We start from the raw sequence: 12,530 nt of genomic DNA, 5'->3' as shown, positions 1-12,530 counted from the left end.
GTGTTGGTGCCGCGCGTCTCGACCGCCGCCCAGGCCAAGGCCGCCGTACTGGCAACCCGCTATCCGCCGATCGGCGAACGCGGTGTCGGACCCGGCCGCGCCGCCGGCTACGGCTACCGCATTCCCGACTATCTGAAGTCGGCGAATGAAAGCCTTGTCCTCGCAATTCAGATCGAGACCGCCGAAGGACTCGCCAATGTCGAGGAGATCGTCGCCGTCGAAGGCGTCGACGTGGTCTTCATCGGCCCCGGCGACCTCTCCGTTTCAATCGGCGCGATAGGGCCGGATGGAGCCGAGAAGCTGGACGCGGCCATTTTCAAGATCACCAAAGCCGCCCGCAAGGCAGGCAAGGCCGTCGGCATATTCCGCCCCTCCGCCGATGACATCGGCAAATGGTCGGAGGCAGGCATCAGCTTCTATCTGCTCTCCAGCGATACGAGGTTTCTCGGCGCTGGCATCGCTGCCGACGTCGCCGCCGCGCGCTCCGCATAAGCCCCATCGACTTCCAGGAGTGACGACGTGAAAGCCATCCAGTACAGCGAACACGGCCCCGCCGATGTGATGCACTATGTCGACCTGCCCGATCCGGTCGCCGGACCGGGCCAGATCCTGGTGAAGCTCGAGGCCGCCAGCGTCACGCCTTTCGACTGGAAGCTTCGCGCCGGGCATTTGCAGAACCATTTCACCCTGCCGATGCCGAGCGTGCCCGGCCGTGACGGCGGCGGCACGGTGGTTTCCGTCAGCGACGGTGTGATGGAATTCAAGATCGGCGAGCGGGTTGCTGTCATGGCCGGCGTCTTTGCCCAGGGCGGTTATGCGGAAATGATCGCCGTCGATGAAAAGCATGCTGTCAAAATTCCAGACAGCCTCTCGACCATCGACGCCGTGGCACTCACCAATGCCGGCCTCAGCGCCTGGATTGCGGTGCGCACCGTGGAAGTCAAATCCGGCGACAAGGTTCTCATACATTCCGGTTCCGGTGCGGTCGGCGGGTTGCTCGTCCAGCTCTGCCACCATCTCGGCGCCCATGTCACCGCCACCTGCCGCTCGACGAACCGCGATTATGTCCTCGGCCTCGGCGCCGACCGCGTCGTCGCCTATGACGAGGAGGATTTCTCCGAGATCCTCACCGATCAGGACATCGTCTTCGAACTGATGGGCGGCGAAGTCCACGACAAGTCTTACAAGGTGCTGAAAAAGGGCGGCCATATGGTCTGGCTGGTCGCCGATCCGATCCGGGACCGCGGTGAGGAATTCGGCGTCAAGGTCACCCGCGCAATAATCACCGACGATAAGTCGGCGCTTCAAGGTATGATGGATCTCGCCGGCGCCGGCCTACTCAAGCCCCAGGTCGCCCGCACCATGCCCTTGTCGGAGGCCGCCGAAGCCCACCTCCTGATGGAAAAAGGCGCCATCTCGCGCGGGCGCCTGATGCTGACGATGTGACGTTTCTCAAGCGCCGCTCGGAAACAGCGGCGCCTGACGGCCGTTGGCAACGAAAGTCCGGAAATCTTCGATCGCATGCGCGTTGGCGAGCGAACAGAACGGCCCCCGGCTTACCTCGATGCCGTTGATCTTCTGCAGCCGCACGTCCATCTCGGCGCTCTTCAGCGCCACCGCCGCCGTGTTGACGACCGGCGCATGCAACACCTTGAACCCGTATTCGCTGCCGACCAGGAGGCCCGGCAGGACGCCCGCCGGCACCACGACGTCGGCGCCATCGCGCACCAGCGGCTCGGCGCAGGCGGTGAAATTGGCAAGCATCCGCCGCCGCGCTTCGTCGTCTCCCGCAAAGGCAGCGCTGAAATCCGAAGGCTCGCAGTTCATGCCGACGACATGCTTCACCCGACCGCCGAGGCCGTAGAGATCGGCCTGCTCGTAATGCCAGGTCTGAAAGACGTCATCGAGGGTGACCAGTGCCATGCGCCGGCCGAGCCGCGCGGCGTAATGCATGCAGACCTCGCCGGCGCCAATCACGGGAATGGTCAGTGCCGACTTGAGCTCATAAAGGCCCGGATCCTGAAAATGGCCGATAACGACCGCGTCATATCCGCGGCTCGCCGCTTCCAGCCCGTTGTCGATCGCGATCGCCGCGCAACGGAATTCCGCCAGCCGCCCGAAATGACGGTCCGGAGGGCTGATGCCGAAGACGTCCACTGTCGTGCCGGGCTCGGCAATACCGTTCAGATAATCCGAGAGCCGCGTCATATAAGCGGCGCTTGCAGTCGCATCGATGAAGCTCTGCCAGAAGATGCGCATATTTCCCTCGTTTGGTCCGCTTTCGTATGCGGTTTCGCACTCGTCAAAACTAGAATTTAAGGCTTTACTCGCGACGCAATTACAACCCGGAGAGCCCCATGATATCGCCTGCCACGCCCGAAAACCCGCTGAGCGATACGGCCCTCGAAATGTCGGAAGCCGCCCTCACCGAATTCGAATGGTCGCTGTGGCGGATTTCCGCCGCCTTCCTGCGCTGGCAGTCGGAATGCTCGAGCGAACTTGCGGGCTCCGGCCTGAGCGGTCTCGATACCGCTATCCTGCACACGATCCGTTACCGTAACAAGCCGAAAGGGCTTGGCGAAATTTCCCGTCTGCTCGGCCGCGACGACACCGCCAACATTCAGTATGCGATCAAGAAGCTCCAGACCCTGCAGCTCATCGAACGCGTCAAAGGCCGCTCCCGCAAGGACACGCTCTACACGCCGACCCGCAAGGGCACCAAGCTCACCCAGGATTATCGGGCTCTGCGGCGGCAGCTTCTCGTGTCGCTGATCCAGAAAATGGAACGCGCGGAACAGGGGCTCGGGGAAGCGACGGAAATGCTGGAATTGCTCACGAGCTTCTACGACACTGCCGCCCGGCGGGTGGCGAGCGGCTCTCATCCCGTCGAGCGCTCCTGAACCAGCGCCAGAACGCGCAGCGGGCTGCCCGAACCGTTCTGGATTTTAAGCGGAGCTGCAACGATCATCGCACCCATGGGCGAAAGCTGGTCGAGATTGGTGAGGCATTGTAGCCCGTAACGCCCAGCGCCGTGAAGGTAATGGTGCGCCGGATAGGGCGGCGAGAAATGTCCCGCCTGGCCGGCATCCGTGCCGATCGTCTCGGTGCCGAAGCCGATGATATCCCGCTCCGCCACCAGAAAGCGCATCACCTCCGCATCTGGTCCGGGCGTATGGGCGCCGTCTGCCTGCAGATTGGCATAGGCGGCACCTGACTTTTTCGACCAGTCGGTGCGCAAGAAGGCCCAGGATCGCGGCGGAATGCGGCCATGCTGTTCTTCCCACTTCACGACATCCGCAACCGTCAGCAGGAAATCCGCATCCTCGGCCACCTGTTGGGAGCAATCGATCACGCAGGCCGGCGCGATCATATCGGCCGGCGGCAGCGTATCAACGGAATTGAGCGGCAGGTCGCGGCCGGTATACCAATGGATCGGCGCATCGAAATGCGTGCCGGTGTGCTCGCCGAAGGAGAGGTTGTTCCAATACCACGCCGGCCCGCCACCGTCGTAATGCGAAATCCGCTCCATCCGGAACGGCGCGGATTGCCCCAGTTCCGGCGGCATGACGATGACCGGAAAATCCGGAGACAGGGTATGGGTAAGGTCAACGACGCGAACCGCACCGCTCGCCAATGCTCCAGCGAATTTGCCCAGAATATCGCCGCTCATTGGCCGGCCTCCCGCTCGACGGCTTTCGGATTGTCGAACAGCCGCGCCTCGATGTCCTTGGCGACATCGCCGACGTAAATATCTTCCAATCCGCACTTCAATCCGTCGAGAACCGCATCGGCCAGAGCCCTTGGCACCACCTTCGGCGGCGGCACCGTCTGGAACCATTCCGTATCGAGCGGTCCGGCGAATGCATTGATGACCCGGATACCGCCCGGCCTGAGCTCGGTACGCAGCCATTGCGACAGCGACAGGCACGCGGCATGCGCGGCGGAATGGACGCCGGACTGCGGCGCATTGCTGAGTCCGTGGACCGAGAGCACGTTGACCCAGGCAACGGCCCCAGCCGCGCCATCGGCGCCGCGGGAGCGCATCACCGGGCCAAAGGCCTGGGCAAGACGCATCAGTCCCATTACCGTATGATCCATCGCCTCGCGCGCTATATTGGCCGCACCCACATCGAAGAGATGCGCCGGCCGGACGTGATCGGCGGTGTTGATCAGGATCTCCACCTTGGCGCCAATATCCATCGACAGCTCCTGCACCGAACGTTCGCTGGTCAGGTCCAGATCGAGGAATTCGACACCTTCGATCGCCTCCAGCGACGCCTGCTGGTCAAAAGGTTTCCAGCGATCTGTCACCCCGACAAAGATCTTGGCCGCTCCCGCTTTCCCAAGAGCCTGCGCCAGCGGCAATGCAAGCGGGCTGCGCCCATCGGTGATCAGAACGCGGCGGTGCTTTGGATCGGCGGTCATCTCACACCATTGGGGATCGTCTTCCATGTGCGGCGTCTCCGAAACGGGCTTGGCAAAGAACACGGCCTGTCCGGCCCGGTCCAGCTGCAGGGAAAGCTTGAGCCGACTACCAAGCCCGCCGCAATCGCCATGCAGATGCACGACGGCAATCGGCCCGCAATCGAGCTGAACCAGCCCGGTGCGCCAAGGCATGTGCTCGCGAAAATAAGGATCGCTGGTCACTTCAATGCGGGTCTCCGAGAGCAGCAGACCACCTGTCGGCGCTTCCCGGAACGGCAGGTCTGACGAAAGGCAATTCGGGCAGGCTTCGCGCGCCGGATAGGTGTAGCGTCCGCATTCGCCGCAGCATTGCAGCATGAAACGGCCGGTCGCGGCAGCAAGCGTCAGCCCGTGCGCCTTGCGGCTGCGTGCTTGAGGCGGCAGCAACGGTTGAGTGGTGCGGGCGAGCGGGTTCTTTCGCTTCGGTTTAAGGAAGGGTTCGGTCATCACGCCCTCGCCAGAATGGCGGCCGCAGAGGCGAGCCCGCGGTCGTAGTTGATCATGCCGAAACCTGAAACCAGCCCGAGTTTCGCGTCCCCGACCTGCCTGCCTTGTGCTGTCCCCAGAAGCTGGCGCATCGCTTCAGTAATCCCGAGATGCCCGCCGGCGGCCCCCGCCTGGCCGACCGAAAGCTGGCCGCCGGACGTGTTGTGCGGAAAGGATCCGTCGATCGTGAACGTGTGTTGGCGCACGAAATCCGGCCCCTCGCCTTTGGCGCAGAAACCCAGGTCCTCGAACTGCATCATCGAGATCACTGCGTAGTCGTCATAGGTCTGGACAAAATCCATGTCGTCCGGCGCCGAACCGGCCATGCCGTAAAGCTCGTCGCAATCGACCACCCAGCCCCCGCGCACCTGCACCGGATCCTCGGCAAACGCGTTGTGCCGCTCGATCGCCGACAGCAGCCGGACGAAGGGAAGCCCGAGCGAAACGGCCGTCTCCTCGCGCATCACCAGAAAGGCCTCCGCGCCGGCGCAGGGCATGACGCAGTCGAACAGATGGAACGGCTCGGCGATCGGTCGCGCCGACATATATTGCTCGAGCGTCAGCGGCTTCTTCATCAGCGCATCGAGGTTTTTGAGCGCATTGTCGCGCTGGGCGACGCAAAGCTTGCCGAAGTCTTCCCGAGTGGCGCCGTAGCGATCCATGTAGTGGCGTGCGATCAATGCGAAACTCGCATTGGGACCACCGGCGCCATAAGGATAGGAAGCGTCCTGCGCAAAGCGGGAGAAGTTGGCGAGCGTCTTGCGGAACGTATCGACCTGATTGGTGTCGGCTGCGACGCAGGCGACGATATCCGCATCGCCCGCCTGCACCGCCCGCGCCGCGCGGCGGATCGAGGCGATGCCGGCGGCGCCGCCCATCGGCAAATGATCGAGCCAGCGTGGCGACAGCCCGAAATGCTGGGTGAGCGCGATCGCCGCATCCGGCCCCATGGTGAAGCTTGCGACCGAAAAGCCATCGAAATCCCGGTGGCTGATGCCAGCACCTTCCGCGAGCGCCCTGAGCGCCTTGCCCATCCACCAATGCGCGGTCTCGATGGAATAGCGCTGGTAGGGCACCGTCACCGGTACCGCCAGAACCACGCCGTCATAAGATTGCCGCGCGCGGGAGACGACCATCAGGCCACCGTCAGTTTGACGTCGACATTGCCGCGCGTCGCATTGGAATAGGGGCAACGTTGATGCGCACCGGCGACGATCTCTTCTGCGACCGAGCGCTCGATGCCGGGAAGGGACGCCACCAGTTCGACCGCCAGCGCGTAACCGACCGGCACCGGGCCGATACCGACCTTGGCGGTGATCGAGACGTCGTCCGGCAGCGCGATCTTGCTGGTTCGCGCCACGAGTTTCACAGCACCGAGGAAGCAGGCCGCATAACCGGCCGCAAATAACTGCTCCGGATTGGTCCCCTCGCCCCCCGGGCCGCCGAGCCCTTTTGGCACCGAAAGATTGACCGCGAAACTGCCATCAGCGCTCTGCGCTTTTCCTTCCCGGCCGCCATGCGCGGTAACGGACGTCTCATAGAGAATCTTTTCCGGGGTCATGCGCGCCTCCATATCGTGATTTAAGCTGTGGTTTATGCTATATCAGAACTGACGAGGAACCGTAAGGGAGTTCATCCGGCCTTGCGGATCGACGCCTTCAGCTTCCTGAGGTCGATGGCCGAGCCTTCCTCGACCGCCTTCGCGGCCATCGTCTTGATCTCGCCGCGCTGCAGCTTCTGCGTCGAGCTCACCGGCAGCCTTTCGACGAAGACCACGTAGCCGGGAAGTTTGTGATAGGCGATATGGGCGCCGGCGGCCTCGATCATCCGCTTCGCCTTCTCGGCCGGCTCGCCCGCTCCGGCGACCTCGCCCTCGACGATAAACGCAAAAACTTCTTCGCCGCGCAGATCGTCCGGCACAGGCGTCACCGCGGATGCCTTGACCGCCGGATCCTTGGCAAGGGCCGCCTCCACTTCCAGCACCGCGATGTTCTCGCCGCTGCGCCGTACGATGCTCTTCTTGCGGTCGAAGAAATAAAGAAGCCCCTTTTCGTCGGCATAAACGACGTCGCCGGTATGGAACCAGCCGCCTTCCCAGGCCTCTTCAGTCGCCTTCTCATCGTTGAGATAGCCGCTGAAGAAACCGTCGCGCGGGTTCGCACCTTGGGCACGCACCAGCAGTTCTCCCGGCTTGCCGAGTTCCGCATCGTTCCCGGCATCATCGACGATCCGAAAATCCATGCCGGCACGCGGCCGGCCGATGCAGCGCAGGCCTGGCGTATAGTCGTCCGCCGCGGTGGTGGTCACTGCCCGGCCGCCGGTTTCGGTCATCGCCCAGGCTTCGACGATCGGGATGCCGTAGCGCTTCTCGAATTCGATCTTGTGCCGGGCATCGACGCCCGGTCCCAGCGCGAATTTCACCTTGTGTGCCCGCTCTGCTTCGACGGTCGGGAGCTGCAGCAGGATCGCTGGGATGACGCCGAGGCAATGAATGATCGTCGCGCCGGAATCGGCGATCGACGCCCACCAGCTGCTCGAATGGAACCGGTCGAGCGGCACGATCGCGCCACCCTTCATGATCATGCCAACAGCCGTGCAGCCAAGCGCGTTCATATGGAACATCGGCAACGGCGTCAGCGCCACTTCGGCTCCCTCGCCCATTTCGGCGATGCCGCCCTGCGTCGTGTACCATTCGGCGATGCCGATGAAATAGATATTCGAAAGGATACAGCCCTTCGGCTTGCCGGTGCTGCCGGAGGTAAACAGCAGCGCGCATTCGGCATCCGGGCCGCCGGGCCGCGCCTCGCGTGTTTCCGGTGAAGGCGGAATGTCGTCGCCGGCAGCGATCACCCTCACCTTGCTGGGCGAGATATCCCGCAGATCATCCAGCCGCTCGCGGATGACGACCATCAACGGAGCCTCGGCCATGTCGAGCTGGAAGAGCAGCTCGTCGCGGCGCAGGTCGGGATTTATCGGCACGATCGAGACGCCGATCGCGTTCAGCGCCAGCCAGTAATCGAAGAATTCCGGACGGTTTTCGAGGAGGAGGGCGACCCGAGCGCCGATCCCATATCCTGCCGCCGCGAACTTCTGCTTCAGAAGACCGACGCGGGTAAAGACCTCGCCGTAGCTGTGGCGAAAGCCCTCGGGCGCATAAGGCAGTTTGGCGCTGGCCGGCGCGATCAGCATCGGCGCGGCCGGGGTTTTCAGCGCCTGGTTCTCGAATAAGAGATAGGGAGAATGCATGGCTCTGTCCTTATGCCCGTTCCAGAATGCCCTTGATCAGGAACATCTCCGCCTCATGAATCGTGCCGAACTGAATCCACTCCGCATCCGTCTGCGTCTCCAGCCGCCAGGTCAGCAACGTCACCACGCACTTGTCCGGCCCCATGCGCAGGAGTTCGCCCGGGATGACGCGAGACATGTTGCGGAACTGCATGGCTTCCTTGGCCGCACCGACTTCATAATCCACCTGGAAGCGGGAGCGATCGACATTGAGCCGCACGAATGTCTGTTTTCCAGAAAAGGTCGAGGTGCCGCAGAAGAGGCCTGGCTCCACCTCCGCGCGATTGAGGCTCCCCCACGCCCACTGGCCCTGTTTCAGCCCGTCCGACATCAGTTCGAAGGCGACCGCCGCCGGGCGCTCCACCATGATGCTGCTGGAATGACAATGCGGATCGATCATGAGCGTCCCTCTTTCAGTCGCGTTGAGGCGTCATTTTCCTAAAAGACATTTTAAGCATAAAATAATTGGAAAGGACGTCAATAAATTTTTACGAGGCCGGGCTTCAGCTTGCTCCGTCGGTGATCGTCACTCATCAAATTTTCAACCTGAAGGCAACCAAAAAGCCCGACGCTACCGGCCCTCCACACGCAGAAGTCGACGGAATTCTCAATTTCCGACGATAAGAAATTTTAGGCTTGAAGTAATTTATACCTCGTTCTACGATCTCCTCAATTGTTAAGGGGACGACCGCAAAAAAGCGGCATCGAAAATCAACAGAAGCCCCTGGCAGAATTGCAGGCTTGCGTTTCACCAACCGCCGCAGGTCCGTCGGTCGCGATCGACGGGCAGAACCAGAGGGATCGTCATGACTTTTGAAATCGACCGCAGAAATCTCCTGCAGATGCTCGGCCTTGCCGCGGTCAGCGGCTCCGTGCTTTCGCAGGCCACAATCGCTTTCGCCGCAGACACCGACAACGTCACCATCGGCTGGCCGTCCGACGTGCCGTCCTGGGACCCGAACCTGCGTTTCGTCCCGGATGCACAGCCGCTCTTCAAGATGGTCTTCGACCAGCCGCTCGATCAGTCGCCGGACCTCAAGCTGATCGGCAATCTCATTACCAAATGGGAGCTGAAGCCGGATGGCATGACCATGCCTTTCGAGATCCGCAGCGACGTAAAATTCCACAACGGCGATCCGATGACGATGGAGGACTTCAAATATACCTTCGTCGATCGCATCAAATCCGGCCTCAAGCTCGATATCGCCAATTCCTGGCGCACCCTCACCGACATCGAAATCCTGTCGCCGACATCGGGCGTGATGAAGTTCTCCGCCCCGACGCCGACCGCGCCGCAGTGGCTGGCTTTTCTCGGCAGCTATCTCGTGCCGAAGAAGTATATCGAATCCGTCGGCCCGGAAGAATTCGCAAAGAAGCCGGTCGGCACGGGGCCCTACAAGCTGGTCGACTACCAGATGAATTCGCGCATCGTGCTGGAGCGCAACGACGCCTATTTCGGCACCAAGCCGAAGATCAAGCGCGTCACGATCGACATCATCAAGGATCCGTCGGCACGTACCGCAGCCATCCAGTCCGGCCAGGTGGACTTGACGGTCAACATTCCGGTGCGTGAAGCCGAGCGCCTCGGCAAGACCGAGGGCCTGACTGCCGAAATCAACCCCTTCACTCGTCTGATCCTCCTGCAGATGCGCAACGACAAGGGGTTTACGGACATGGCTGTCCGCCTTGCAGCCCATCACGCGATCGATAAGGCAGCCCTCTCCAAGGCCTTTTATGGTGGCGCGGCCGTGCCGCTCTCCGTACCGGCCACGCCCGGCACGCCGGGCTACCTGCCCGACTACAAGTTCGCCTACGATCCGGAACTGTCGAAGAAGCTTCTGGCCGATGCGGGTTATACGGCCGACAAGCCGGCAACCTTTACGCTTGCCGCCACCAACGGCCAGTTCCCGAGCGATTTCGACATCGCCCGCGCGCTGGTGCAGATGTGGCAGAAGGTCGGCCTGAAGGTCGAGCTGCAGCAGATCGAATATTCCAAGTATTTCGAACTGAACCGCGGCGGACAGCTGCCGGAAGCGACCCTCTACAGCTTCGACAACGCCACCGGCGACCCGGAGATCTTCTCCGGTTATCTGATGAACCCGAAAATGCCGTTCGGCGCCTGGAAGGGTCCGGAGATCGGCGATAAGATCCTGAAACTCTTTGTCGAGCCGGTCTATGAGAAGCGCATTGCCGGTTATAAGGCTGTCGCCCAGGAAGCTGTCGAGACCGGGGCCAATATCCCGATCCTGCAGAGCGTCCAGACGCTGGTGCGCAAGAAGAGCCTGAACTACGTCAAGTACGGCAATGCCTGGGTTCTGGGCAGCACCATGTCCTGGTCCTGATACCGACTGACCTCGCCATCCTGGGGTCCGGGTACGCCCGGACCCATTCCTTCACATCGTCATACGGGGCATGCGCATGTTTGCGACCATTGCCAAGCTCTTGGTAAAGCGTGTCCTCACCGCGATACCGATCCTGCTGCTTGTTTCTGCGCTTCTCTTCTGCATCCTGCGCATCCTGCCGGTTGATCCCGCCGCCATGTCCCTGCCACCCAATGCGACGGTTCAGGAAGTGGAGGCCATGCGCACTGAAATGGGGCTCAATCTGCCGCTCTATCAGCAGTATGGCATCTGGCTGAACAAGCTCTTCCACGGCGATATCGGCCGCTCCATCCATTTCCGCCAGAATGTGACAAGCCTGATCGGCTCGACACTGCCCGCCACCGTCGAACTGGCTCTCATCGCCATGGTGGTCGCCACCGTCTTCGGCCTCGCGGGCGGCCTTTTTCTGTTTTACGTGCGCGGCACCCGCGCCGAAGCGGTGATGGATTTCATTTCGATCCTGTTGCTGTCGCTTCCGGAATTCCTCTGGAGCCTGTTCCTGCTCCTCATATTCGGCGTCTTTTTCGAGGTCCTGCCCTTCACCGGTCGCCTCAGCCCCGGTTTCGAGCGCCCGGTCGTCACCGGCTTCCTGCTGCTCGATAGCCTGATCACCGGAAAGCTCTCGACCTTCTTCAACGCGCTGGAACACATGATCCTGCCTTGCCTGGCGCTCGGCATCGCGCTGTCGCCATCCCTGATGCGCGTGCTGCGCTCCAGCCTGCTCGATGCTTATCAGGACGACTACATCCAGCAGGCTCGGCTTCGCGGGCTTTCCGAAAAGCGCATCCTGATCCGCCACGGCCTCAAGAACGCCATCCTCCCGACCCTGAGCCTGATGGGCGTGCAGTTCGGCTTCCTGTTCGGCGGCACGCTGCTGGTCGAGATCATCTATTCCTATCCGGGCATGGGCAACCTGATGGTCGATGCAATCCGCAACGCCGACCTGCCGATCATCCAGGGTGCGGGCCTCACCTATTGCATCGCCGTTCTGGTAATCAGCATCGTGGTCGACAGCCTCTACCTGATCCTCAATCCGAAACTGAGGGTGCGTTGATATGCGACCGCTTCCGCTCTGGCTGAGATCCGGCCGCGTCCAGACAGGCCTCGTCATCATTTTCATTCTGGCCGTCTGCGCGATCTTTGCGCCTTATCTGGCACCCAACGATCCGAACGAGCAGAACCTGCTGTCGATCCTGACGCCACCCGTGTGGGTCGATGGCGGCGATGCGATGTTTCCGCTCGGCACCGACAGCCTCGGCCGCTGCGTCCTCTCCCGCCTGATCTTTGGCGCCCGCGTGGCGCTCACCGTGGCGTTTACAGCCTCGATCGGCGCGATGATCATCGGCGCCTTCTTCGCCCATGTTGCGGGTTATTTCGGTGGCTGGGTCGATTGGGTGATCGGCCGCATCGTCGAGATCTGGCTGTCCTTCCCGCCGGTCATCCTGTCCCTCATCCTCATGGTCGGTCTCGGCACCGGCCTGCGCAACGTCGTGCTCGCCATCGTCCTGGTCGACTGGACGCGCTTCTGCCGCGTACTGCGAAGCGAAGTGATCGTGCTTCGCCGGCGCGACTACGTTTCGGCCGCCCAACTCGTCGGTTTCTCGCACTGGCGCACCATCACTCGCGAAATCTTGCCCGGCACACTGCCGCTGCTGATTACCCTGATGAGCCTCGAAATGGGCGTCGCCATCATCGTCGAGGCGATCCTCTCCTTCGTCGGCATGAGCGTCGGCTCGGAAACCGCCGCCTGGGGCCAGATGATCGCCGATGCGCGCCAGAACATCTACGAGGCGCCGTTTAACCTGATCGCCCCGATCTTCGCGATCTTCTTCGCGGTCTTCGGTTTCAATATCCTCGGAGATGGCCTGCGCCGCACCCTCGATACGCGCCTGACCCAGACGGAGCGCACCTGAC

The 12,530-nt window shown here is 62.1% G+C and carries 13 protein-coding genes; 6 read left to right on the top strand and 7 right to left on the bottom strand.

Annotated features, from left to right (window positions below; all coding sequences use genetic code 11):
- Positions 1-492 (top strand): HpcH/HpaI aldolase/citrate lyase family protein (locus tag MOV63_RS24605; RefSeq protein WP_247037836.1); only part of this gene is annotated, 492 nt, incomplete at its 5' end.
- Between the two features lie 27 nt (positions 493-519).
- Positions 520-1,446: an NADP-dependent oxidoreductase gene (locus MOV63_RS24600; protein ID WP_247037834.1), complete on the top strand. Its 927-nt coding sequence runs from the start codon at positions 520-522 to the stop codon at positions 1,444-1,446.
- Positions 1,447-1,452: 6 nt separating this feature from the next.
- Here MOV63_RS24600 and MOV63_RS24595 read toward each other — a convergent pair whose 3' ends face one another.
- Complete coding sequence (locus MOV63_RS24595; RefSeq protein WP_247037832.1) at positions 1,453-2,259, bottom strand: aspartate/glutamate racemase family protein; 807 nt, start codon at positions 2,257-2,259, stop codon at positions 1,453-1,455.
- Positions 2,260-2,357: 98 nt separating this feature from the next.
- Between MOV63_RS24595 and MOV63_RS24590 the strand changes: the two genes are divergently transcribed.
- On the top strand, positions 2,358-2,900 hold the full coding sequence (locus MOV63_RS24590) for a winged helix DNA-binding protein (protein ID WP_051899885.1): 543 nt from the start codon (positions 2,358-2,360) through the stop codon (positions 2,898-2,900).
- Here the strand turns inward: MOV63_RS24590 and MOV63_RS24585 are convergent.
- The 6 genes from MOV63_RS24585 to MOV63_RS24560 form a co-directional block, all read right to left on the bottom strand.
- A complete protein-coding gene (locus MOV63_RS24585; protein ID WP_247037830.1) occupies positions 2,879-3,670 on the bottom strand; it encodes a cyclase family protein in 792 nt (263 codons plus the stop codon). The genes MOV63_RS24590 and MOV63_RS24585 overlap by 22 nt on opposite strands.
- Entirely contained in the window at positions 3,667-4,911 is a 1,245-nt protein-coding gene (locus tag MOV63_RS24580) for an SDR family NAD(P)-dependent oxidoreductase (RefSeq protein WP_247037828.1), read from the bottom strand. The genes MOV63_RS24585 and MOV63_RS24580 overlap by 4 nt, the downstream gene beginning before the upstream one ends.
- A complete protein-coding gene (locus MOV63_RS24575) occupies positions 4,911-6,086 on the bottom strand; it encodes a thiolase family protein (protein ID WP_247037826.1) in 1,176 nt (391 codons plus the stop codon). Before MOV63_RS24575 ends, MOV63_RS24580 begins: the two co-directional genes overlap by 1 nt.
- The gene (locus tag MOV63_RS24570; RefSeq protein ID WP_038546940.1) at positions 6,086-6,511 is read right to left on the bottom strand and encodes an organic hydroperoxide resistance protein; all 426 of its coding nucleotides are present in this window, start codon (positions 6,509-6,511) and stop codon (positions 6,086-6,088) included. Before MOV63_RS24570 ends, MOV63_RS24575 begins: the two co-directional genes overlap by 1 nt.
- Before the next feature lie 71 nt (positions 6,512-6,582).
- Positions 6,583-8,196, bottom strand: a complete 1,614-nt coding sequence (locus MOV63_RS24565) for an AMP-binding protein (RefSeq protein ID WP_247037824.1) — start codon at positions 8,194-8,196, stop codon at positions 6,583-6,585.
- Between the two features lie 10 nt (positions 8,197-8,206).
- Entirely contained in the window at positions 8,207-8,635 is a 429-nt protein-coding gene (locus MOV63_RS24560; protein WP_247037822.1) for a hypothetical protein, read from the bottom strand.
- 406 nt (positions 8,636-9,041) lie between these two features.
- On the opposite strand from MOV63_RS24560, the gene MOV63_RS24555 reads away from it, so the two are divergent.
- The 3 genes from MOV63_RS24555 to MOV63_RS24545 all read left to right on the top strand — a co-directional run bounded on the left by MOV63_RS24555 (position 9,042) and on the right by MOV63_RS24545 (position 12,529).
- On the top strand, positions 9,042-10,577 hold the full coding sequence (locus MOV63_RS24555) for an ABC transporter substrate-binding protein (protein WP_247037821.1): 1,536 nt from the start codon (positions 9,042-9,044) through the stop codon (positions 10,575-10,577).
- A 76-nt stretch (positions 10,578-10,653) separates the two neighbouring features.
- On the top strand, positions 10,654-11,670 hold the full coding sequence (locus tag MOV63_RS24550) for an ABC transporter permease (protein ID WP_038549829.1): 1,017 nt from the start codon (positions 10,654-10,656) through the stop codon (positions 11,668-11,670).
- A gap of 1 nt (position 11,671) precedes the next feature.
- A complete protein-coding gene (locus MOV63_RS24545; protein WP_038546947.1) occupies positions 11,672-12,529 on the top strand; it encodes an ABC transporter permease in 858 nt (285 codons plus the stop codon).
- Position 12,530 lies beyond the last annotated feature (1 nt).

Origin of the sequence: Neorhizobium sp. SHOUNA12A (assembly GCF_023006505.1) — a bacterium.
GTDB lineage: Bacteria > Pseudomonadota > Alphaproteobacteria > Rhizobiales > Rhizobiaceae > Neorhizobium.
Note: the sequence above shows the minus strand (reverse complement) of the source record. Positions and strands in the feature narration are given on the sequence as shown.

Bases quoted from the DNA above. Each gene is read 5' to 3' on its own strand.
- MOV63_RS24595 (WP_247037832.1), bottom strand. From the start codon at position 2,259: ATGCGCATCTTCTGGCAGAGCTTCATCGATGCGACTGCAAGCGCCGCT.
- MOV63_RS24590 (WP_051899885.1), top strand. From the start codon at position 2,358: ATGATATCGCCTGCCACGCCCGAAAACCCGCTGAGCGATACGGCCCTC.
- MOV63_RS24585 (WP_247037830.1), bottom strand. From the start codon at position 3,670: ATGAGCGGCGATATTCTGGGCAAATTCGCTGGAGCATTGGCGAGCGGT.
- MOV63_RS24580 (WP_247037828.1), bottom strand. From the start codon at position 4,911: ATGACCGAACCCTTCCTTAAACCGAAGCGAAAGAACCCGCTCGCCCGC.
- MOV63_RS24575 (WP_247037826.1), bottom strand. From the start codon at position 6,086: ATGGTCGTCTCCCGCGCGCGGCAATCTTATGACGGCGTGGTTCTGGCG.
- MOV63_RS24570 (WP_038546940.1), bottom strand. From the start codon at position 6,511: ATGACCCCGGAAAAGATTCTCTATGAGACGTCCGTTACCGCGCATGGC.
- MOV63_RS24565 (WP_247037824.1), bottom strand. From the start codon at position 8,196: ATGCATTCTCCCTATCTCTTATTCGAGAACCAGGCGCTGAAAACCCCG.
- MOV63_RS24560 (WP_247037822.1), bottom strand. From the start codon at position 8,635: ATGATCGATCCGCATTGTCATTCCAGCAGCATCATGGTGGAGCGCCCG.
- MOV63_RS24555 (WP_247037821.1), top strand. From the start codon at position 9,042: ATGACTTTTGAAATCGACCGCAGAAATCTCCTGCAGATGCTCGGCCTT.
- MOV63_RS24550 (WP_038549829.1), top strand. From the start codon at position 10,654: ATGTTTGCGACCATTGCCAAGCTCTTGGTAAAGCGTGTCCTCACCGCG.
- MOV63_RS24545 (WP_038546947.1), top strand. From the start codon at position 11,672: ATGCGACCGCTTCCGCTCTGGCTGAGATCCGGCCGCGTCCAGACAGGC.